23 protein-coding genes are annotated in these 20,601 nt (G+C 73.3%); 8 read left to right on the plus strand and 15 right to left on the minus strand.

The genetic code is table 11. The annotated features are described in order from the left end of the window. Positions 1 to 35: 35 nt before the first annotated feature. Positions 36 to 161 (minus strand): hypothetical protein, encoded by a 126-nt coding sequence (locus WDW90_RS18340; protein WP_336488867.1) that lies wholly within the window; start codon positions 159 to 161, stop codon positions 36 to 38. Positions 162 to 213: 52 nt separating this feature from the next. Further along, positions 214 to 354, minus strand: a complete 141-nt coding sequence (locus tag WDW90_RS18345) for a hypothetical protein (protein ID WP_336488868.1) — start codon at positions 352 to 354, stop codon at positions 214 to 216. A 107-nt stretch (positions 355 to 461) separates the two neighbouring features. On the opposite strand from WDW90_RS18345, the gene WDW90_RS18350 reads away from it, so the two are divergent. Then, positions 462 to 1,856 (plus strand): aminotransferase-like domain-containing protein, encoded by a 1,395-nt coding sequence (locus tag WDW90_RS18350; protein ID WP_336488869.1) that lies wholly within the window; start codon positions 462 to 464, stop codon positions 1,854 to 1,856. A 131-nt stretch (positions 1,857 to 1,987) separates the two neighbouring features. Here WDW90_RS18350 and thrS read toward each other — a convergent pair whose 3' ends face one another. The 3 genes from thrS to WDW90_RS18365 all read right to left on the minus strand — a co-directional run bounded on the left by thrS (position 1,988) and on the right by WDW90_RS18365 (position 5,772). Continuing rightward, on the minus strand, positions 1,988 to 4,015 hold the full coding sequence (thrS, locus tag WDW90_RS18355) for a threonine--tRNA ligase (protein ID WP_336488870.1): 2,028 nt from the start codon (positions 4,013 to 4,015) through the stop codon (positions 1,988 to 1,990). A gap of 976 nt (positions 4,016 to 4,991) precedes the next feature. Next, on the minus strand, positions 4,992 to 5,309 hold the full coding sequence (gene yidD / locus WDW90_RS18360; protein WP_336488871.1) for a membrane protein insertion efficiency factor YidD: 318 nt from the start codon (positions 5,307 to 5,309) through the stop codon (positions 4,992 to 4,994). Positions 5,310 to 5,325: 16 nt separating this feature from the next. Next, the gene (locus WDW90_RS18365; RefSeq protein ID WP_336488872.1) at positions 5,326 to 5,772 is read right to left on the minus strand and encodes an iron-sulfur cluster assembly scaffold protein; all 447 of its coding nucleotides are present in this window, start codon (positions 5,770 to 5,772) and stop codon (positions 5,326 to 5,328) included. A gap of 283 nt (positions 5,773 to 6,055) precedes the next feature. Between WDW90_RS18365 and folE the strand changes: the two genes are divergently transcribed. From folE to WDW90_RS18380, 3 genes are read left to right on the plus strand one after another with little or no spacing between them, the layout of a single operon-like run. Continuing rightward, a complete protein-coding gene (gene folE, locus WDW90_RS18370; RefSeq protein WP_488803310.1) occupies positions 6,056 to 6,799 on the plus strand; it encodes a GTP cyclohydrolase I FolE in 744 nt (247 codons plus the stop codon). Between the two features lie 19 nt (positions 6,800 to 6,818). Continuing rightward, positions 6,819 to 7,238: a phosphoribosyl-AMP cyclohydrolase gene (hisI, locus tag WDW90_RS18375; protein WP_336488874.1), complete on the plus strand. Its 420-nt coding sequence runs from the start codon at positions 6,819 to 6,821 to the stop codon at positions 7,236 to 7,238. Further along, complete coding sequence (locus WDW90_RS18380; protein WP_336488875.1) at positions 7,235 to 8,347, plus strand: patatin-like phospholipase family protein; 1,113 nt, start codon at positions 7,235 to 7,237, stop codon at positions 8,345 to 8,347. Before hisI ends, WDW90_RS18380 begins: the two co-directional genes overlap by 4 nt. Before the next feature lie 41 nt (positions 8,348 to 8,388). Here WDW90_RS18380 and WDW90_RS18385 read toward each other — a convergent pair whose 3' ends face one another. Further along, the gene (locus tag WDW90_RS18385; RefSeq protein WP_336488876.1) at positions 8,389 to 8,820 is read right to left on the minus strand and encodes a CBS domain-containing protein; all 432 of its coding nucleotides are present in this window, start codon (positions 8,818 to 8,820) and stop codon (positions 8,389 to 8,391) included. A gap of 196 nt (positions 8,821 to 9,016) precedes the next feature. Beyond that, positions 9,017 to 9,841 carry a rhomboid family intramembrane serine protease gene (locus tag WDW90_RS18390; RefSeq protein ID WP_336488877.1) on the minus strand — a complete coding sequence of 275 codons (825 nt, stop codon included), beginning with the start codon at positions 9,839 to 9,841 and terminating at the stop codon, positions 9,017 to 9,019. Positions 9,842 to 10,232: 391 nt separating this feature from the next. Between WDW90_RS18390 and WDW90_RS18395 the strand changes: the two genes are divergently transcribed. The 3 genes from WDW90_RS18395 to WDW90_RS18405 all read left to right on the plus strand — a co-directional run bounded on the left by WDW90_RS18395 (position 10,233) and on the right by WDW90_RS18405 (position 12,818). After that, the gene (locus WDW90_RS18395; protein WP_336488878.1) at positions 10,233 to 10,856 is read left to right on the plus strand and encodes a PAS domain-containing protein; all 624 of its coding nucleotides are present in this window, start codon (positions 10,233 to 10,235) and stop codon (positions 10,854 to 10,856) included. A 100-nt stretch (positions 10,857 to 10,956) separates the two neighbouring features. Beyond that, on the plus strand, positions 10,957 to 11,580 hold the full coding sequence (locus WDW90_RS18400) for a PilZ domain-containing protein (RefSeq protein WP_336488879.1): 624 nt from the start codon (positions 10,957 to 10,959) through the stop codon (positions 11,578 to 11,580). Positions 11,581 to 12,197: 617 nt separating this feature from the next. Then, positions 12,198 to 12,818: a transglutaminase-like cysteine peptidase gene (locus WDW90_RS18405; RefSeq protein ID WP_336488880.1), complete on the plus strand. Its 621-nt coding sequence runs from the start codon at positions 12,198 to 12,200 to the stop codon at positions 12,816 to 12,818. A gap of 4 nt (positions 12,819 to 12,822) precedes the next feature. Here WDW90_RS18405 and WDW90_RS18410 read toward each other — a convergent pair whose 3' ends face one another. Continuing rightward, the gene (locus tag WDW90_RS18410; protein WP_336488881.1) at positions 12,823 to 13,083 is read right to left on the minus strand and encodes a hypothetical protein; all 261 of its coding nucleotides are present in this window, start codon (positions 13,081 to 13,083) and stop codon (positions 12,823 to 12,825) included. 275 nt (positions 13,084 to 13,358) lie between these two features. Here WDW90_RS18410 and WDW90_RS18415 point away from each other — a divergent pair, with 275 nt between their 5' ends. Then, positions 13,359 to 14,051 (plus strand): transglutaminase-like cysteine peptidase, encoded by a 693-nt coding sequence (locus WDW90_RS18415; protein ID WP_336488882.1) that lies wholly within the window; start codon positions 13,359 to 13,361, stop codon positions 14,049 to 14,051. A 126-nt stretch (positions 14,052 to 14,177) separates the two neighbouring features. Here the strand turns inward: WDW90_RS18415 and WDW90_RS18420 are convergent, their stop codons facing one another. The 7 genes from WDW90_RS18420 to WDW90_RS18450 all read right to left on the minus strand — a co-directional run bounded on the left by WDW90_RS18420 (position 14,178) and on the right by WDW90_RS18450 (position 19,983). After that, positions 14,178 to 14,501 (minus strand): DUF6949 family protein, encoded by a 324-nt coding sequence (locus WDW90_RS18420; RefSeq protein ID WP_431311068.1) that lies wholly within the window; start codon positions 14,499 to 14,501, stop codon positions 14,178 to 14,180. A 173-nt stretch (positions 14,502 to 14,674) separates the two neighbouring features. Continuing rightward, complete coding sequence (locus tag WDW90_RS18425; protein ID WP_336488884.1) at positions 14,675 to 14,884, minus strand: DUF3126 family protein; 210 nt, start codon at positions 14,882 to 14,884, stop codon at positions 14,675 to 14,677. A 148-nt stretch (positions 14,885 to 15,032) separates the two neighbouring features. Beyond that, positions 15,033 to 15,896 (minus strand): serine O-acetyltransferase, encoded by an 864-nt coding sequence (gene cysE / locus WDW90_RS18430; RefSeq protein ID WP_336488885.1) that lies wholly within the window; start codon positions 15,894 to 15,896, stop codon positions 15,033 to 15,035. 220 nt (positions 15,897 to 16,116) lie between these two features. After that, positions 16,117 to 17,010 carry a helix-turn-helix transcriptional regulator gene (locus WDW90_RS18435; RefSeq protein WP_336488886.1) on the minus strand — a complete coding sequence of 298 codons (894 nt, stop codon included), beginning with the start codon at positions 17,008 to 17,010 and terminating at the stop codon, positions 16,117 to 16,119. A 368-nt stretch (positions 17,011 to 17,378) separates the two neighbouring features. Beyond that, positions 17,379 to 18,461 (minus strand): transglycosylase SLT domain-containing protein, encoded by a 1,083-nt coding sequence (locus tag WDW90_RS18440; RefSeq protein WP_431311066.1) that lies wholly within the window; start codon positions 18,459 to 18,461, stop codon positions 17,379 to 17,381. Positions 18,462 to 18,650: 189 nt separating this feature from the next. Then, positions 18,651 to 19,472 (minus strand): HAD-IIB family hydrolase, encoded by an 822-nt coding sequence (locus WDW90_RS18445; RefSeq protein WP_336488887.1) that lies wholly within the window; start codon positions 19,470 to 19,472, stop codon positions 18,651 to 18,653. Position 19,473: 1 nt separating this feature from the next. Then, positions 19,474 to 19,983, minus strand: a complete 510-nt coding sequence (locus WDW90_RS18450) for a gluconokinase (protein ID WP_336488893.1) — start codon at positions 19,981 to 19,983, stop codon at positions 19,474 to 19,476. Positions 19,984 to 20,601: the final 618 nt, after the last annotated feature.

Consider the following 20,601-nt stretch of genomic DNA (forward strand, 5'->3'; position numbering starts at 1 on the left):
GGGGGGCATGGGATTTCAAGGGGTTTCAAGAGGCTTCAGGCGAGCGGCAGGATCAGGCGGAAGAGCCGGCAGGAGCCCGGCGGCGACGAGGAGCGCGTCGCGGATGCGTCGGCGGCGCATTCCTGCTCGACGGTGCGCGCGGACCGGCGGGTCCGGGGCATGACGATCCTCCTCTCGGGCTCCCGGTGATCGGGGGCGCGGCGCGCATCGGCCTCAGGCCCCGACGAGGATCAGGATCAGCGCGAGCCCCAGCGCCCCCGCCACGACCGCGAGGTCGTTCAGCCGGGCCGGAAGGCCCTTTCCCTCCTGGGCCAGGGTCTCGCGCCGCAGCCCGTCGCAACATCCGTCCGCCATCGCGGCCTCCTTCCATCCGAGGCCGAGGATGCCCCTGCCGGGACTTCCGCGACAGGGACGGAACCGGTACGATCCGTCCGAACTGTCCCGGATGGCGAGCAGTACGGATGGCGGACGGAAGCCCGAACACGGACGGAAGCCGGATCGGCGCCGTGATGGCGGCGATCGAGGGGCGCATCGCCGGCCGGGTGCTGGGGCCGGGCGCGCGCCTGCCCTCGATCCGCGCCTTCGCGGAGACGATGGGCGTCTCGAAATCGACCGTGGTGGAGGCCTACGAGCGGCTGGGGGCGGAGGGCGCCATCGTGTCGCGGCCGGGCTCCGGCTTCTACGTGGCGGGGCGGCCCGAGCCCCTGAGCCTCGCCGCGATCGGGCCGCGCCTCGACCGGGCGGTCGACCCGCTCTGGATCGCGCGGCAATCCCTGGAGGCGGGCCCCGCCCTCCTGAAGCCCGGCTGCGGCTGGCTGCCGCCGGACTGGATGCCGGACGGGAGCCTGCGCCGGGCTCTGCGGCAGCTTGCCCGCGACGAGACGGAGCGCCTCGCCTGCTACGACACGCCGCTCGGGCATGCGGGTCTGCGCCAGCTCGTCGCCCGGCGCCTCGTCGACCGCGGCATCCCGGCCCATCCGGACGCGATCGTGCTGACCGATTCGGCGACGCAGGCCCTCGACCTGCTCTGCCGCTTCCTCGTCGAGCCGGGCGATGCGGTGCTCGTCGACGATCCCTGCTACTTCAACTTCCACGCCCTGCTCAGGGCCCACCGCGTCCGGGTCGTCGGGGTCCCGTTCGGGGCAGGCGGGCCGGACCTCGCGGCCCTCGCCTCGGCGCTCGGTGAGCACCGGCCGCGCTTCTACCTGACGAATTCCGGGCTCCACAATCCGACCGGCGCCACGGTGAGCCCGGCGACCGTGCACCGGGTGCTCAAGCTCGCCGAGGCGCACGACACCCTGATCGTCGAGGACGACATCTACGCCGATTTCGAGTCGGAGCCGGGACCCCGGCTCGCCGGCTTCGACGGGCTGGAGCGGGTGATCCATATCAGCGGCTTCTCGAAGACCCTGTCGGCGGCGGCCCGCACCGGCGTGATCGCGATCCGGCCGGACTGGGTCGAGCGCCTCGTCGACCTGAAGCTCGCCGTGAGCCTCGGCAACGGCAACCTCGCGGCCGGGCTCGTCCACCGCACCCTCAGCGACGGCTCCTACCGGCGCTACCTCGACGGGATGCGCGCCCGCCTCGCCGAGGCGCGCGGGACGGCGCTGAAGCGCCTTGCCGGGATCGGGCTCGCGGTGCCGCACGTGCCGTCCGCCGGCATGTTCCTGTGGGCGCGGCTGCCCGGCGGCCTCGACGCGGCGGAGGTGGCCCGGCGCGCGCTCAAGGCGGGCGTGGTGCTGGCGCCCGGCCCCGTCTTCAGCGCCTCGGGCGACGCCGCCGACCGCCTGCGCTTCAACGTGGCCCAGTGCGGCGACCGGCGCGTGTTCGAGGTGCTGGCCCGGGCGATGGGCTGAGGCAGGCTCCCTCTCCCGTTCGGCAGAGGGGTGGGGTGAGGGGTTCGACCTATCCGGAGAGGCCGCACCCCTCACCCGGTGCGCTGACGCGCACTCGACCTCTCCCGAACGGGAGAGGCGACTGCGCTCCGCTACGGCGCCGCCCGCACCCCGTGGTGCGAATCGAGGACCGCATCCTCCGTTGGGTGCGTCTCGGCGACGCTCTCGGCCCGGGCGACGTCCGGCGAGGTCGCCTCGCGGGCGAGTTCGGCGAGCGCCTCTCCGAGGGGGAGCGTGCGGGTCTGCTGGCTGCCGAGCCGCCGGATCGAGACCGTGCGCTCCTCGGCCTCGCGCCGCCCGAGCGCGAGCAGCACCGGCACCTTGGCGAGCGAGTGCTCGCGGACCTTGTAGTTGATCTTCTCGTTGCGCAGGTCCGCCTCGACGCGCAGCCCTGCCCGCGCGAGCGCGCGCACGACCTCGGCCGCGTAAGGATCCGCCTCGCCGGTGATGGTGGCGACCACCACCTGCACGGGGGCGAGCCAGAGCGGGAAATGGCCCGCGAAATGCTCGATCAGGATGCCGGTGAAGCGCTCCATCGAGCCGCAGATGGCGCGGTGGATCATCACCGGGGGCACCTTCTGGCTCTCGGCGTCGACGTAGAAGGCGCCGAACCGCTCGGGCAGATTGAAGTCCACCTGCGTGGTGCCGCATTGCCAGTCGCGCCCGATCGCGTCGCGCAGCACGTACTCGAATTTCGGCCCGTAGAAGGCGCCCTCGCCCGGGTTGATCGCGGTCCTGATGCGCCCGCCCGATTTCTCCTCGATCTCGGCGAGCACCCGCGTCATCACGGCCTCGGCATGGTCCCAGAGCGCGTCCGAGCCGACGCGCTTGTCGGGGCGCGTCGAGAGCTTCACGACGATCTCGTCGAAGCCGAAATCGGCATAGGTCGAGAGGATCAGGTCGTTGATCTTCAGGCACTCGGCGGCGAGCTGGTCCTCGGTGCAGAAGATGTGGGCGTCGTCCTGCGTGAAGCCGCGCACGCGCATCAGCCCGTGCATGGCCCCCGAGGGCTCGTAGCGGTGCACGACGCCGAACTCCGCCATGCGCAAGGGGAGATCGCGGTAGGATTTCAGCCCGTGCTTGAAGATCTGCACGTGGCCCGGGCAATTCATGGGCTTGAGGGCGAAGATGCGCTTGTCCTCGGCCTCCTCGCCGGCGCTCTGGGCCGCGAACATGTTCTCGCGGTACCAGCCCCAGTGGCCGGAGGTCTCCCAAAGCCCCTTGTCGAGGATCTGGGGCGCGTTCACCTCGGCGTAGTCGCCCTTGAGGCGGCGGCGCATGTAGGCGATCAGCTCCTGGAACACGGTCCAGCCCTTGGCGTGCCAGAAGACGACGCCCGGCCCCTCCTCCTGGAAGTGGAACAGGTCCATCTCGCGCCCGAGGCGCCGGTGGTCGCGCCGCTCGGCCTCCTCCAGCCGGTGCAGGTAGGCGTCGAGGTCCTCCTTCGTGGCCCAGGCGGTGCCGTAGATGCGCGTCAGCATCGGGTTCGCGGCGTCCCCCCGCCAGTAGGCGCCCGCCACCTTCATGAGCTTGAAGGCGGTGCCGACCTTGCCCGTCGAGGTCATGTGGGGGCCCCGGCAGAGGTCGAACCACTCGCCCTGCCGGTAGATCCTCAGGTCCTCGCCCGGGGGGATCGCGTCGACGAGCTCGACCTTGAAGGCCTCGCCCTTGTCGGCGAACAGCGCGCGCACGTCCTCGCGCCTCCAGATCTCCTTGGTGAAGGGGGCATCGCGCGAGATGATCTCGCGCATCCGGGCCTCGATCCTCGGGAAGTCGTCCGGCGTGAAGGGCTCGGAGCGCGCGAAATCGTAGTAGAAGCCGTTCTCGATGACCGGGCCGATCGTGACCTGCGTCTCCGGCCAGAGCGACTGCACCGCCTCGGCGAGCACGTGCGCGCAATCGTGGCGGATCAGCTCCAGGGCGCGCGGGTCGGTGCGGTCGAGGAACTCGATGCGGGCATCCGCCGCGATCGGGTCGTCGAGGTCGCGCACGCTCCCGTCGAGCGCCATCGCGACGGTGCGCTTGGCGAGCGACTTGGCGATGCCCTCGACGACGTCGCGTCCGGTGACCGCGCCCTCGTAGGCGCGGGTGTTGCCGTCGGGGAAGGTCAGGACGGGCATCGTGTCGTCTCCTGTCAGCTCACTCCTGCGAACGCGGCAGGTAAGCGGGGATGGGGCCGGGCCGCGGGCGGACCCCGCGCGAGCCGCGCCGTTTAGACCGATTCCGTTCGGGAAGGAACAGAGGAGGCCGGGGGCTTGCGGCGCTGAGGCCGAGGCAGCGCGACGAGGGGCGCGACGAGGCGGCCCGCCGCCGGATCGGCGCGGGGCGGGACTTCTCGAAGGGGTGGACGCGGGACGCCGCGGAACCACTCACTTGTGTTGTCTGTGCCGGTTCCCCGGCGTCCCGCGGACCGGCCCTCTCGGGCCCGGCCCACGTATCGCGTCACGGTGTCTTCTCGGCGTCGCGGACTTCGGCTCGTGGCAGCCCTCCTCCCGCGCGAGGCGCGAGCGGCCGACTTATCCGGGCTCGTACGGCCCCCGAACGCCTCGTAGTGGGCGAACGGGCCGATGGTCTGCGGGTGCCCCAGGTCCCGGGTCCGGCGCCTGCGCGCATACCCGCCCGGGACACCCTGTGTCCGACGCGCCGCCCGGGGCGATGGCGAGACCGGGCCATCGACGCGGGCACCGTCTCCTCCCCCCGCAGCGCCCCGCCCGGTCCGTCGGGGCGCCTCACCACCGGGAGGCGAGCGGGGCATTCAGAGCATATGATAGGAATTTTGTCAAGAACAAAGTTCGAACGGGCCGGGAGGGAGCGTACTTCCCTTCTCCACGGCCTCGCAGGCGGCCGGGCTGCGCGCCGGAGGGGTCTTGATCAATCCTGCTCGAGATCGCTCGCGCGAACCCTGATACCGAATCCGCGTGATCCCTTCGGTGTGGGTGACAGCTCTCAACCCTCGATCTCATCCCACCCTCGCCCTCATCCTGATGCGGCACCTCAGGATGAGGGCGAGAGCGGGGCCACGACCCGGATCCCGGCAGGCCGCAGCCGGCGGAGGAGGAGAGCGGCGCTGACCGCCTCGATCAGCCGGAACGCGTCTCACTCCTCCACGGCCTCGCAGGCGAAGGGCGAGGGCGGGGCGTTGACGCCGCGCCAGCGGGCATAGGCCCAGGGGCGGTGCCAGGCGGCGCGCCCGGGCAGCGTCTCGGGCACGAGGTCGATGCCGTGGGTGCCGAAGGGGCCGCAGCGGCAGATCCGGGCGAGCCCCATCCAGCTCCCGGCCCAGAGCCCGTGTCGCTGGATCGCCTCGTCCGTATAGGCCGAGCAGGAGGGCCAGTGGCGGCACTGGCGCCCGGCGAGGCCCGAGAGGGTCAGCTGGTAGGCTCGGATCAACCCGTGCGCGGCGGCCCGGACCATCGTCGCTCCTCGGCCCCTACTCGGCGGCCTGGCGCCTGGCCGCGATCTGGTCGAGGGCGTCGACCACCGCGTCGAAGGTGAGGAGCGTCGAGGCGTGGCGCGCCCGGAAGTCGCGCACGGGCTCGAGCACCGCGAGCTCCGCCCACCGCCCCGCCGGCGCCGGGCCGTTCTCCTTGAGCATGGCCCGCACGGCGCGGCGGACCTCGCGCAGCTCCTCGGCACCCGACCCGACCACGTGCCGGGCCATCAGCGAGGACGAGGCCTGGCCGAGCGCGCAGGCCCGCACCTCGTGGGCGAAGTCGGCGACCGTGGCGTCGGGGGCGAGCACGAGGTCGACCGTCACGGTCGAGCCGCAGAGCTTCGAGTGGGCGGTGGCGCTCGCATCCGGCGCCGCGAGCCGGCCGAGGCGCGGAATGTCGGCGGCGAGTTCGAGGATGCGGCGGTTGTAGATGTCGTCGAGCATGGGTCCGGTCCTGCCGCGGCGCCGGCCCGGCCCGGCCGCCTCGGTGGTCTGATGCGCAGCCCGTGCATTGCGCGATCGGGCGAGAACGACGATATAGGCGGGATCGTGCCGTTTCGCGAGGAGGCGGCCCGTCGACCAGGGTCGCGCCCACGGCCACGGAACCTGTTCTCCTTCCGGGCGCTGGTCTGGGCGAGATGTCCCAGGCCCGAGACGGTTCGACGCGATGTACGCAAAGCCCGACAGCACCACGATGACGGCCCGTGTGGCACGGGCGGGAGATGCCATGGATGCCGCTCTCAAATCCCTGTCCTACCCGACGGCCGACGATCCGAAGGGGCTGAACGGCATGCGCAACGACAACGCGCCGGTGGCGGCCGCGCCCGTGCCGGTGCGCCCCGTCGAGGTGGCGCCGCAGCCGCCCTCCGCCAAGCGCGTGCCCGACGGGATCGCGCTCGCCCGCCCGAGCCGCGAGGAGGCCGAGGCCGCCGTGCGCACCCTGCTGCGCTGGGCCGGCGACGACCCGACCCGCGAGGGGCTGATCGACACGCCGGCCCGCGTCGTGAAGGCCTACGACCAGCTCTTCGGCGGCTACCGGCAGGATGCCGACGCGCTGCTCGAGCGGGTCTTCGAGGAGGTCGAGGGCTATTCCGACGTCGTGCTGGTGCGCGACATCCCCTTCTACTCTCATTGCGAGCACCACATGGTGCCGTTCATGGGGCTCGCGCACATCGCCTATTACCCGACCCGGGGCGTGGTGGGGCTCTCCAAGCTCGCCCGCGTGGTCGACACCTTCGCGCGCCGCCTGCAGACGCAGGAGACCATGACGGCCCAGATCGCCGACGTGATCGAGAGCATCCTCAAGCCGCGCGGCGTCGCCGTGATGGTCGAGGCCGAGCACCTCTGCATGGCCATGCGCGGCGTCCAGAAGGCCGGCGTCTCGACGATCACCACCCAGTTCAAGGGCGTCTTCAAGGCCGACCCGAACGAGCAGGTGCGCTTCCTCACCCTCGTGCGCAACAAGGGCTGAGGGGACGGGCATCCCGGTCATGGACACCCCGCCCTTCGCGGATCCGGGCTCCCGCGCCGAGGTCGAGGAAGGCCGGGCCTTCACGCCCCGCTTCGACGCGAACGGCCTCGTCTCCTGCATCGCGGTCGACGCGGCGGACGGGCGCGTGCTGATGCTCGCCCACATGAACGCCGAAGCGCTCCGGCGCACGCTCGAGTCGGGCGAGGCCTGGTACTGGTCGCGCTCGCGGGGCGAGCTCTGGCACAAGGGCGCGACCTCGGGCCAGATCCAGCGCGTCGTCGAGATGCAGGTCGATTGCGACCAGGACGCGGTCTTGATCCGCGTCGCGGTCGGGGGCGACGGCGGCTGCTGCCACACGGGGCGCCGCGCCTGCTTCTACCGCAGCGTCGCCCTCGATCCCGCGACCGGTCAGGCCGTCCTGCGGGCCGCCGGCGCATGAGCAGGGACGCCCCGCTCGCCGGGGCGGCCCTGCCCTTCCGGGCGCGCCCCGCCTACCGCGACGGGCTCGTCCCCGGCGCCGTCGAGCCCCTGCGCGAGCCCCGCCCGCCGGGACCCCGGATCGGGCTCGCGCTCGGCGGCGGCTCGGCCCGGGGCTGGTCCCATATCGGGGTGATCCAGGCGCTGGAGGAGGCCGGCATCCACCCGGAGGTGGTGGCGGGCTGCTCGATCGGCGCGGTGGTGGGCGGCTGCTACGCGGCCGGCAAGCTCGACGTGCTGACCGAGTTCGCCCTCTCGCTGACCAAGCGCCGGGTGATGGGCCTGCTCGACCTGCGGCTCTCCGGCTCCGGCCTGATCGGCGGCGACCGGCTGCGGCGGCGGCTGGAGACCGACCTGCAGGGCCGGCGCATCGAGGGCCTGCCGGTGCGCTTCGCGAGCGTGGCGACCGAGCTCGGCACCGGCCACGAGGTCTGGCTGACCCGGGGCGGCCTCGTCGAGGCCGTGCGCGCCTCCTACGCGCTGCCCGGCATCTTCCCGCCGCTCGCCCTCGACGGGCGGCTGCTGATGGACGGCACCCTCGTGAACCCGGTGCCCGTGAGCCTCGCGCGCTCGCTCGGGGCCGATCTCGTCATCTGCGTGAACCTCAACTGCGACCCGCGCGTGCGCGGCGGCACCGTGATCGCGCCGGCCGATGCGGTCGAGCGGGCCGTGGCGGGGGCCGCCGAGGTGCGCCGCCGCTTCGGCCTGCTGCGGGCCTGGCGCGGCGCGGGGAGCCGCCTCGCGGGCCGCCGCCGGCCGGCCGGGCGCGGGCCCGGCGCGCCGGAACCCGAGGCTCCGGAGCCCGATGTCCCGGAGCCCGTCGCCCCGGAGCCCAACGCCCCCGGCATCGCCCGGGTGATGTTCGACGCCTTCAACATCACGCAGGACCGGATCTCGCGGGCGCGCCTGGAGCGCGACCCGCCCGACGCCACGGTGAGCCCGCAGCTTGCCGAGATGGGCCTGTTCGAGTTCCACCGCGCGGCGGAAGCGATCGCGCTCGGGCGCCAGGCCGCCCGCGCCGCGCTGCCGCGGATCCGGGCGGCGATCGAGGGGGCGGCGGCCCGCGCCTGACGGCACGGGCCGCCCCCGCCCGTGCGCGAAAGGGAGAGCCCTCAGGCCATCGTGATGTAGTCGCGCATGGCCTGGTGCTCGGCCTCGACGGCGGCGATGCGGCGCTTGACCACGTCGCCGATCGAGACGAGCCCGATCAGCTTGCCCTCCTCGCAGACCGGCACGTGGCGGAAGCGCCCCTCGGTCATCAGGTGCATCACCTCCTCGATCGTGGTGGTGCGCTTGCAGGTCGTGACGTTCGCGGTCATGTGGCTCGCGATCGGGGCGTCGAAGGCGGCGGCGGCTTGGCGTGCCAGCGCGCGCATGATGTCGCGCTCCGAGAGCATGCCGACGACGGATCCCGCCTCGTCCGTCACCACGAGGGCGCCGATGCCCTTGTCGGCGAGAAGGTGGACCGCATCGTCGAGGGTACGTTCCGGCTGCACCGTGACGACGGAACGGCCCTTCTCGGCGAGGATGCGTGCGACGGTCATGAATGTCCCTCCCTGGACGAGCGGGCGCGCCTCAGCCCCCGGGACGCGCCGAATGACAAACGACCGGTTGTGTCCGGCTCTTCTCCATCGGCACGAGTGTGTGGCGCCTGCGACCATATGGCAAGCACCGGCGCGGGAGCGGGCTGGGCCGGGCGCCGAAATTTTTCGCGGCCGGGACGGAAATCCCCGGGGCGCCTCAGGGTCCCGGCGGGACGCGGCCGCGCCGGTCCACGAAGGGGAACAGCAGGAAGCCCGCCACGAAGCCGCCGAGATGCGCGTCCCAGGCGACCGCCGCGTTCTCCGCCCCGAGCGGCAGAGTGACGACTCCGAACAGGAGGTTCGTCGCGAGCCAGATGCCGAGGAACATCACGGCCGTGCGGTTGCGCAGCAATTCGGGGATCGTCTCGAGGGGCTGGCGCGGCGGCAATTGCCAGGGCTGCGCCGGGTAGCCCGGCGGCGGGGGCTGGAACACGAAGCGGGCGGCCGCCGCCATCAGGGCCGAGACCCCCGCCGAGGCGCCCACCAGCGGCGCGAGGCTGAGCGGGTCGATCAGGACATGCAGCGCCCCGCCCGCGACCGTCCCGGCGAGCGCCAGGACCCCGTAGCGCCAGGCGCCGCAGCGGCGCGCCACCGGCGAGCCGAAGGCGGCGAGCCAGACGCTGTTGAAGATCACGTGCAGCCACGAGCCGTGCAGGAGCGCGTAGGTGGCGAAGGTCCAGGGCATCGCGCCGGGCTGCGAGAGGACGTAGCGGGCGAAGATCTCGCGGGCGGTCGCGGTGTCGGGATCGCCGGCGGCCGCCGCCTGGAGCAGCGCGTCGGCCTGCGACGGGTCGATCGCGACCGTCCAGCGCGCCGGCAGCAGGGCGAGGTGGAGCACGAGGCGGGTGTCCCAGAGGTCCGGCAGCAGGAACTCGCGCAGGGCGTGGACCGCCATCAGCAAACCGATCGAGGCCGTGACCACGCCCGGCATGTTGAAGACGGGCACGCGGCTCTGGCGGGGGAAGTCGGGCGAGGCATCCATCGCGCCACCATGTCGGGGCGCCGCGCGGGGCGGCAAGCCCCCCGGCCGGGCAAAAGCGCGCAGCCCCGCCCCGGTTCCGGTGCAGCGCGGTGCGGCCTGCCGCGAGTGCGGCCGACTGCCCGTCCCGGGACGCTCGCGCAGACGTGATCGATGTCCGCGCGGCGGCGCGGGAGGGGGAACGGCGCCGCGCGCAGCGGCGGGGCCCCCGGCGGTCGGAAGCCCCGCGCGGCGCTCTTAACCCTAACGAAAGCTTGCGCGAGCGCCCGCGCGTCCGGCGTTCTAGTGTCGCGCAGCGTTACCAGGGCGTGAATCGTCCGCCGGCCCGCAGGGCCCGGCGGAGGGTCCCGGCCCCTCCCCTTCACCGGACCTCCCATCACCGACCCGGGGCACCATGAAGCATCCGACGAGCCGCATGCTGCACAGCTACTGGAACCGGATCCGGGGCGAGCGGGCCGCGCCCGAGCGGGCCGAGATCGAGCCCGGCGAGATCCGCAACCTGCTCGCCGACAGCCTGATCCTCGAACTCGACATGCCCGCGCGCGCGGCGCATCTGCGGCTCGCGGGCACGCGGGTCTGCGCCCTGTTCGGGCGCGAGCTCAAGGGCGAGTCCCTCGCCCGGCTCTGGGGGGAAGCCCCGGCCGATCCCTGGCGCCTGATCGAGATCGTGGCGAGCGACACGGTCGGGGTGGTGGCGGGCCTCCAGGGCCGGACGGGACGCGGCGAGACCGTCGACCTCGAACTCCTCCTGCTGCCCCTGCGCCATCGCGGCCGGACGCAGTCGCGCATGCTCGGGGCGCTCAGCCCTCCTCACGTGCCCGCCTGGCTCGGCCTGCGGCCGGTCGAGAGCCTCGCCACCACCTCCCTGCGGGTCCTGGCGGGCGGGGCGCTGCCGGCCGGGCCCGCCTTCGGGCGCGCCGCGGACGGGACGCTCCCGCAGGACCTGCCGGCACCCGCCAACGACAGCCTGCCGCTGCGGCGCGGGCACCTGCTCGTCCACAGGGGCGGGCGCGTCTGAGCGGGCCGCTCGGTTCGGACCTGCGCCGGGGCAAAGGCTTTCGTAACCCCACCACCCCTACAAGAGGGGACCGAACGCCAACCCGAAACCCTGGTCAGGCATGATCGAGGCCGCCCGCACCGCACCGAGCCCGCCCCGCCCGGCGCGCAGCGCCGACCAGCGGCGCCACCAGCGCGTGCCCGTCGCGATCCTGGGACGCTACATGCTGGCCGACCGGCGGGAGTTTCCCTGCCAGACCATCGACATGTCGCCCGGCGGGGTGCGCCTGACCTGCTCGGTGGTGGGCCAGATCGGCGAGCGCGTGGTGCTCTACCTGGAGCATATCGGCCGGATCGAGGGCATCATCTCGCGGCACACGGCCGGGGGCTTCGCCGTCCACCTCAACGCGACCCCGCGCAAGCGCGACAAGATCGCCTCGCAGCTCACCTGGCTCGCCAACCGCGAGACCCTCGGCCTGCCCGAGGGCCGCTCGCACGAGCGCCTCGTCCCGACCCATCCGGGGGTGACGCTGCGCCTCGACAGCGGCCGGGAGATCGCGGTCCGCATCATCGACGTCTCGATGTCGGGCGCGGCCATCGCCTCCGCCACGATGCCGGCGATCGGCGCGATCGTCTCGGTCGGCCGCACGCCGGGCCGCATCGTGCGCTACTTCGAGGGCGGCTTCGGCGTCCAATTCCTGCTGCCGATCTCGCCGGACAAGTTCCACGACGGCATGACGCTCTGACGGGCGCGCCGCGGCCCGCCTCTCCCGAACAAGTCCGCAGGGTCACGCATCGCGGTCCGCGCCCACCTCTCCCGTGCGGGAGAGGTCGAGTCGGCGAAAGCCGACCGGGTGAGGGGTCTGCCCTATCCGGAGAGGTCGTACCCCTCACCCTGTCCCTCTCCCGCACGGGAGAGGGGACCCGCGCGCGAGCGGGAAGCGGCGGAGCCCGGCACCGACGTCCTCGTGAATGCCAGCGGAGTTGGCGCGCCGCCTCACCTCTCCCGTTCGGGAGAGGTCGAGTCCGCGGAACGCGGACCGGGTGAGGGGTGCGACTTCTCCGGAAAGACCTGACCCCTCACCCTGTCCCTCTCCCGCACGGGAGAGGGGGCCCGCGTGCGAGCGGGAAGCGGCGGAGCCCGGCACCGACGGCCTCTGCGAACAGGACAGACCCCGCACGTCCATGGTTTCCGCCGCCTGAAGGCCGCCCCGCAAATCGTGACCATCGCGGCAGCGGGCGGTTCGGGCTGTTGCGAGGCGCGGGCGGGGCGGGCGGGATTCGATAAAATTGCGCGCATCCGCTTCAGCGCGGCACAGGGCGGCGGCCCGCATCGTGACCCTCACGGATGGGGATGGTCTCGATGCGTTACCGGAACACACTCGCTCTCGCGGCGCTGGTGCTGGCGGCCCTGGCCGGGGCCGCCCGGGCGCAGACGCAGGCGGCTCTCCCCGCCCCCACCGCCGGCGCCCCCGCGACGGGCGAGGCCCGGCCGATCCTCGCCTGGGTGGCGTTCTGCCAGGCCTACGCCTCCGAATGCGCGCTCGACCGTAACGAGCCCGCCCGGATCACCCTGACGCCCGCGCTCTGGAGCACCATCGTGACGGTCAACCGGCAGGTGAACCGGGCGGTCCGCGCCATGACCGACCTCGAGCATTGGGGCACGGCCGACCGCTGGGACCTGGCGGAGGACGGCATCGGCGATTGCGAGGATTTCCAGCTCCTCAAGCGCCACCGCCTCGCCGCGGCGGGCCTGCCGCGCCGGGCCATGCGGATGACCGTCGTCATCGACGAGAAGGGCGAGGGCCACGCGGTGCTGAGCGTCCTCACCGACCGCGGCGACTTCGTGCTCGACAACAAGACGAGCGCGGTGCTGCCCTGGCACCAGACCGGCTACACCTTCATCAAGCGCGAGAGCGGCGAGGCGCTCGCCTGGGTCTCGCTCGGCGGCATCACCTCGCCCGCCACCACCGCCAACCGCTGACGTCTCACGCCGCCCGCCGGGCTAGGCGCCGGTGCAGCCGGTCGATATGAGCCTCGAGCCGGGTGATGAAGCCGGACAGGTGCGGCGCGAATCCCTGCAGGCAGGCGAGGTCGCGCAGCAGGATGTCGAGGGCGACCACGCGATCCGCGGCGACGGGGAAGGCCGCCACGTGCCGCTCGACCGCGTGCTCGGCCAGCCCCATCGCGCCCACCCGGTCATCCTCGGCGAGCGCGCGAATCAGGCGGAGTAGGCTCGGCTGCGTCACGGTTTCCCTCCGCTCCCGGTCCCGGCACCGATCCTGTATGGTCCGGTACCGTCGCGCTCAGACGACGGGCGAAAGCGGGCGAAATCGTGAAGCCGCCGGCGCGGCGGCGGGTCGGGCCGCGCGTCTGGCCGGTACGGTTGCAACCATGCATCACCGTCCCGGATTGGAACCAAACCTGCGCGAGCGCGTTAATTTAGGTTTAACTTTCCATTGAGCCCCGGACCGGGCCGTGTCAGCTTTGCCGCCTGAGCTTTCTGGTCGGCGGAGCGTCGGGCATGCGGCAGGCGGTTTTCGGGTCGAGCGGCGGCGCCGATGCCGCCGCGATCGCCCGCATCGTGCTCGGGCGGATGGGCCGCGCGGCGGCCTTTGGCCTCGTCGGCACGATCCTGATGCTCGGGGGCGCGGCCACACAGGCGCGCACCGGCCCGGCCCTGCCGGAGGACGGCGCGCCCGTCGAGACCGGCCCGGCCGCCCGTCCCGTCGCCGCCTGGACCGCCTTCTGCGCCCGGATGCCGGCCGAGTGCACGGTCGACACGAGCGAGCCCGCCTTCATCCCGCTGAACGCCGCCCTGTGGCGGACGCTGTCGAGCGTCAACCGCCGGGTGAACGCGCGCATCAAGCCGATCACGGACCAGGCACATTGGGGCGTGGTCGACCGCTGGGACTATCCCGACGACGGCTTCGGCGATTGCGAGGATTACCAGCTTCTCAAGCGCCGCATGCTGGTGGAGCGCGGGCTGCCGCGCCGGGCGCTGCGCATGACGGTCGTGATCGACGATATCGGCGAGGGCCACGCGGTGCTGATGGTGCGCACCGACCGGGGCGACTTCATCCTCGACAACAAGACCAACACGGTCCTGTCCTGGCGCAGCACCGGCTATTCCTACATCAAGCGCGAGGGCCAGGACGGGAGCCAGTGGGTCGCGCTCGACGGCGGCGCCTCGCCGGTGACGACCGCGAACCGCTGACGGCTTCGCGCCTGCTCAGGTCTCGACGATCAGCGCCGCCGAACGGCGCCGCTCAGGTCTCGACGATCAGCGCCGCCGAACGGCGCCGCTCAGGCGCTGGCGATCAGCGCCGCCGAACGGCGCCGCTCAGGCGCCGACGATCAGCGCCGCGAGGTCGAGCGCGACGCGGCCGGAGAGCAGGCCCCAGCCGCAGGCGATCATGGTGGCGAGCATCACGAAGGGGATCGGGCGCCCCTCGATCCGCCGCCCCCGCACCGTGTTGCGCAGGATGATGAACGGTGCCGAGAAGGCGAGCACCGGCAGCGCGGCAAGAGCGGCGACGCCGCCGGCCTCGAGCAGGCTGAAGCTCGCCCGGCGCTCCGTGAACAGCTCGAAGGCGCTGGCGAGCAGGCCCGACAGGGCGAGGCCGATGCAGAGGGTCTGGATCGAATCGAGGGCCTGGGGGCTCAGGGCCGGCACGCGCGCGCTCCACCGTTAAGAAAAAGTGAAGCGCACTCTGCCCCAGCGTTGACGAAACGTTAAGCACGGGCCGGGGTTAGGGTTAACCCCGTGCACAGGCGACGCGGGCCGCGCGCGGCCGCTTCGCCTCGCGCCGAGCCGGCGGCCACCTCGGCGAGTGACGCTCAATCCTCGAGGTCGATGTCGAGGATCGCCATCCGGAACATGAAGGAATCGTCGCCGTCCTCCTTGTCGTCGGAGATGACGCCGATGGATTCCTCGCCGACGAAGACCTCGGCGGAATCCGCCGACTTCATCGCGGCGACGCGGATATTGGCGTTGGCGAACGTGCGGCGCAGGTAGCCCTGCAGCTTCGCGATCTCGGTCTTGGTCACGCTGTGGCGCCTCTCGCGGTTCTCGTGCAGAAGGGCGGAGCGGCCGGGGCGCGGGCCCCGGGCGCCCCGGCGTCCGGGTGGGCTTGCCGGGTGGGCTTGCCACGTCGCTCCCGGGCGGGCAAGCGCCTCCCGGCCGGGACGCCTCCCCTCAGATGCCCTCGGCCATGTGGATGAACTGGTCCATGCTGACGAGCTGGTCCATGGCCCGCGCCGGCTCGGCGCAGCCCGCCGTGCCGACGACCCGGGCCGGCACGCCGACGACGGTGGTGTTCGGCGGCACCGGCCGCAGCACCACCGAGCCCGCGGCCACGCGCGCGCAGGCCCCCACCTCGATGTTGCCCAGGATCTTGGCGCCCGCCCCGATCATCACGCCGCGGCGGATCTTCGGGTGGCGGTCGCTGCCCTGCTTGCCCGTGCCCCCGAGGGTGACGGCGTGCAGGATCGAGACGTCGTCCTCGATCACCGCGGTCGAGCCGACCACGAGGCCGGTGGCGTGGTCGAGGAAGATCCCGCGCCCGATCCGGGCGGCCGGGTGGATGTCGCACTGGAAGACTTCCGAGGAGCGGCTCTGCAGGTAGAGGGCGAGGTCGCGCCGGCCGTGGCCCCAGTACCAGTGGGCGAGGCGATGGGCCTGGATGGCGTGGAAGCCCTTGAAGTAGAGGACCGGCTCGATCGCCCGCGCGGTGGCGGGGTCGCGGTCCATCACCGCCACGATGTCGGCCCGGAAGGCCTCGCCGATGCGCGGATCGTCCTGCAGCGCCTCGTGGAAGCCGTGGGCCACGAGCTCGCTGGGCAGCGAGGCGTGCCCGAGCCGCGCCGCGACGCGGTGGGCCACCGCGCCCTCAAGCGTCGGGTGGTTCAGGATCGTGGCGACGATGAAGGAGGCGAGCTGCGGTTCCTCGCGCAGCACCGTCTCGGCCTCCTGGCGCAGGCGCGACCAGACCGGATCGCACACGCCGGCGATCGAGTCCTGGCCCGCGGCGGGGCTGGCGATCGACGGGCTGGCGGACATGGGCTCCTCCTGGAACGGACCTGAGCTGGCCGGAACGCTTTTAGCGCAGATCGGGCACGGGGGGAAAAGTCGGTTCGCCCGCGGGGGGCCAAACGCGGCATTCGTTCTCGCCGCACTGCGTCAACCGCCTGAGCGTGGGGTTGCGTTCCCGCCCGATCAAGGTCCCGCGGCACGCGGCGCCCCGCCGCGCACGATCCCGTGACCGCGAGCCGGCCGCGGCTCAGGCGCTGCGCCGCTCGGCCCCCGCCCCGAACCGGCCCTCGATCACCGCGGCGAGGCGGTCGACCATGGTCTCGACCGGGATGTCCGAGGTGTCGACCACCGCGGAGGCGCGGGCATAGAGGGGCTCGCGGCTCGCCAGCACCGCGCGCAGCTCCTGCATGGCGGTGGCGTGGTCGCCGGTGCGGGCGAGGTTGTCCTGGTTGCGCACCCGCTGCATGTGCTCCTCGGGGCGGGCCTTGAGCCAGACCGTGAAGAAGGCCTGCAGCAGCAGATCGTAGGTCAGCGGCTCGGCCACGATGCCGCCGCTCGTCGCGAGGATGAGCGGGCCCGGATGCTCGGTGAGGCGGCGGAGCGCCGCCTGCTCCAGGCGCCGGTAGCCCTCCTGGCCGTAGATCGCGAAGATCTCCTTCACCGAGAGCGCGTTCTCGCGCTCGATCTCGGCGTTGAGCTCCACGAAGGTCCAGCCGAGCCGCTCGGCCGTGAGGCGCCCGAGGGTCGACTTGCCGGCGCCGCGCAGGCCGATCACCGCGACGCGGGCCTTCGGCGCGTTGCCGCCTCCGCCCCCGCCGCCGCCCGCCAGCAGCGCCTTGGCGGCCGCGACCTGCTCGGGGCTCGCCTGGGCCACGAGGTCGCGCATCACCTGCCAGTCCGGCGCGGTGTCCTGGCCCGCGATCAGGTCGTCGAGGCGCACCCCCATGGCGTTGGCCACCCGCCGCAGCAGGATGATCGAGACGTTGCCCTGCCCGCCCTCGAGCTGCGCGATGTAGCGCTCTGACAGGCCCGAGGTCTGAGACAGGAGCTTGCGCGAGAGGCCGCGCACCGTGCGCGCGTGGCGCACCCGCCGCCCGAGGTCGGTCAGAAAGAGAGCTTCTTGTTCCATCGCGCCGGTCATGGCGTCGCCTGTCTTCCCAATCTCTCGAGCAAGGCTGCTGCCCAGCGAGCGCGTTCATACAAGAGCCTTGCGGTCTCGTCTCCACACGGCGGCGCAGGGGCAGGATTGTGCGCATTCCTGTGGATGGAGATCCGCGCGGACCTGCGACGTGGAACTGTTGTTCCGTGGTCGAGGCGATCCGGTGACGGGCCGGTGTTCACGCCGCCGGCGCTCCCTGCGAGGCGCGTGCCAACCGGCATGTGCTCACGCAGGACGACCGGGTCAAGGCGCGGCGGGCGGCTCCAGGGCCACGCGCGGGTCAGGGCCGAGGCTCCGCGGTGCCGGACGGCCGGGAGCCGGCCGCTCCGCATGGCGCCCCGGGCCGGTGCCTAGCGGGCGGGCGGCAGGGCCGTCGCTTCGAGCACGGGCGCCGCCTTCGGGGCGGGCACGGCCGGCCGGGCGAAGGCGGCGAGGAGCTGGGCGGTGGGGCGGCGCGGCGGCAGCGGCACCTCGACGGCCCCGGACGCGGCCCCGGCGGCCTGCACGGCCTCGGCGGTCCGCGCGGCCGCCTGCGGGGCGAGCGAGACCGAGGCGAGATCCTGGGCGCTCGGCGCCGGGCTCGCGGCGGCGAGGCCGCCCGCGAGGGAGCCGGGGCGGCGCGGTGGCAGCGGCACCTCGACCGGCGCGGCGGCCTGCATCTGCGCGGCGGCCGGGCCGGCCTGGGGCGCGAGGGAGACCGCCGCGAGATCGGATGCGGGCGCGAGGCTCGCGACCTGCGCGCCGGCCGACAGCGAGGCGGGGCGGCGGGGCGGCAGCGGCACCTCCACCACCTCGGCCGGCGCGGCGGCCGCGGCGTAGGCCAGCGCCTGCCCGGCGGCCGGATCCTGGCTCGGGCGCAGGGCGAACACGCTGGCGAAGCTCACCGCCGAGGAGGCGGCGACGAGGGCGGGCGCCGCCTCCTCGGCCACCTCGGTCACGATGCCCTGGCGCTTGGCGGCGTAATAATAGCCGCGGTTGTAGTAATGATAGGCCTTGGCGAGGTCGCCCTTGGCGGTGCGGTAGGCACCCGCCAGATAGGCGATCCCGTAGCGCAGGTTGACCTTCGGGTCGTAGAGGCCGCTGGCCTCGCCCCGGTAGCCGAGCCCCCGCGCGGTGGCGTGCTTGATCTGCATCAGCCCGAGGGCGCTGCCGCCCTTCGCGTTCGGGTTGTAGTTGCTCTCGCGCTTGACGACCTGATGCACGAAGGCGGCCGGCACCCCGTTCGCCCGCGCCTGCTCCTCGATCAGGGCATCGATGTTGTCGCGCGCGGCCTGCGCCAGGACCGGGGCCGGCACGGCCGCCAGGGTAACGGCGAGGAGCAGGAGGCGCTGGTTCATTCGCGAGACCCGGATGTTCTTCTGTACGGTCTCGATCGAGTCGAAATGAGGCTGGAAAGCGGCTGCGCGGCGTCCGGCTGTGGGCAGCGCGGCCATTGCGGGGCGCCTGTGCCATGTGCGCCACAGCACACGAGCCAGGGCGGCGCCCCCCACCTCTCCCGTTCGGGAGAGGTCGAGTCCGCGAAAGCCGACCGGGTGAGGGATCAGGTCCATCCGGATACGGCGTACCGCTCACCCCAGCCCTCTCCCGAACGGGAGAGGGGGGCGCGGCGCGGGCAGGATGCCTCAGCCGAGGATGAAGCGCGCCACCCCCCGCGCGAACCCGTCCGCGTCGTTGGTGCCCGTCACGGCGCTCGCCCGGGCCCGGACCGCGGGCTCGGCGTTGCCCATCGCGACCGAGAATCCGCTCGCCGCGAACAGGGCGGTGTCGTTGCCGGCATCGCCGAAGGTGGCGATGCGCTCGGGCGGGATGCCGAGGTGGCGGCTCATCCAGCCGACGAAGCTGCCCTTGTCGAGGCCCGGCGGCGTCACGTCGAGGTAGTAGGCCTGCGAGCGGTGGACCGCGGCGCCGGCGCCGAGGGCGGCCGCGATCTCGCCCTCGCAGGCCGCCAGATGAGCGAAATCCGGGCTGACGCCGACGATCTTGGAGGCGGCCAACAGGAGCGGGGCGAGGTCGGCGACGATGTCGGGCTCGACCTGCAGCGTGCGCCGCTCGACGTCGGTGTAGGGAGCCGCCCCGTCGCGCAGCGACCAGCGCCCGTGCGCGAACACCCAGACGTCGAGGCCGGCGGCCGCGAGGCGGGCCGCCGCCTCCCGGGCGACCGCCTCCGGGATCAGCGTCTCGCTCAGGGTGGCGAGGTCCGGCCCGACCACGCTCGCCCCGTTGAAGGCGGCCATGGGCAGCGTCAGGCCGAGCTCCCGCACGAGGCTCGCGAGCCCGACCGGCGGACGGCTCGACGCCACCGTGAAGCCGATTCCCGCCGCGCGCAGGCGCCCGGCCGCCTCGGCGGCCGCGGGCGTCACCCGCTTGTCGGTGGTGACGAGGGTGCCGTCGACGTCCGTGATCACCAGGGCGATGTCCGGCCGCCCCTGCCCGCCCGTGTCCATCTCAGCCCCGCCCCTCCGGTTCCGGCTGGCCCGGGAGGCCGAGCCGCGCGACGATCTCGGCGGCAACCCGCTCGGGCGGGTTCTCGATCCCGACCGCCACCGCGCGCTCGCCGGGCCCGGGGGGCTCGAGGATCGCGAACTGGCTGTCGAGGAGGCGGGGCGGCATGAAATGGCCCCGCCGCCCCGCGAGCCGGGCCGCGATCAGGTCGCGGCTGCCGTCGAGATAGGCGACGCGGACCTGCGGCCGGCCCCGCGTCAGCACGTCCCGATAGGACCGCCGGAGCGCCGAGCAGACCACCACGCCGGCCTCGCCCGCCGCGAGGCGGTCGTCGATCCAGCGGGCGATCGCCCGCAGCCAGGGGGCGCGGTCCGCGTCGTCGAGGGCGAGCCCGGCCTGCATCTTGGCGATGTGCTCGGGCGTGTGCAGGCTGTCGCCGTCGAGGAAGAGCCAGCCGAGCCGCGCGGCGAGGCGGGACGCCACCGTGCTCTTGCCCGAGCCCGACACGCCCATCACCACGATCACCTGGGGCGGGACGTCCGGGTTCGGTCGGGGCAAGGGCGCGTCCGGGGTTCGCGAGGGGCTGCCCCCGGGTCTTAGAGCACGATGCGGAAAAGTGGAATCCGGTTTTCCGGAATCATCGTGCGGCCACAATACGATAGAGCATGCTGCCGTTTCCGCGAAAGTGCGGCATGCTCCGAGGTCGGGCCGCGCGGTGCCAAGGTATGCCGCCCGGATGTTCTGCCGAGGCGTCCCTGCGAGGCGTCCCTGCGAGGCGTCCCTGCGAGGCGCTTCCGCGAGGCGCCCCTGGAAGGCGGCCGTTCGGGGCGTGCCGGGCAGGCGCCCGGCGCGCGGTCGCCGACGTGTGGGCAGCGGGGACAGCGGCGGGCGCCCCGCGGCCGGCGGCGCAGTGTGACACCCCCGCCACGGACAGTGACGTGCCTTTCGGCTAGGCAGCAGGCTAGAGAAACCGGCAGGCGGTCCTGGATGCGCGCTCTCCCCCTCCTCCTGTGCACCGCGCTGACGGTGTCGGGCTGCTCGGTATTGCCGGCTTCGGGTCCGACGGCGAGCGCGGTGGCGTCGGGGGCCGAGGTGTCGACGAGCGCGGGCGTGTTTGCCCGCTACGAGCTT

Source organism: Methylobacterium nigriterrae, from assembly GCF_037106235.1.
Classification (GTDB): Bacteria; Pseudomonadota; Alphaproteobacteria; order Rhizobiales; family Beijerinckiaceae; genus Methylobacterium; species Methylobacterium nigriterrae.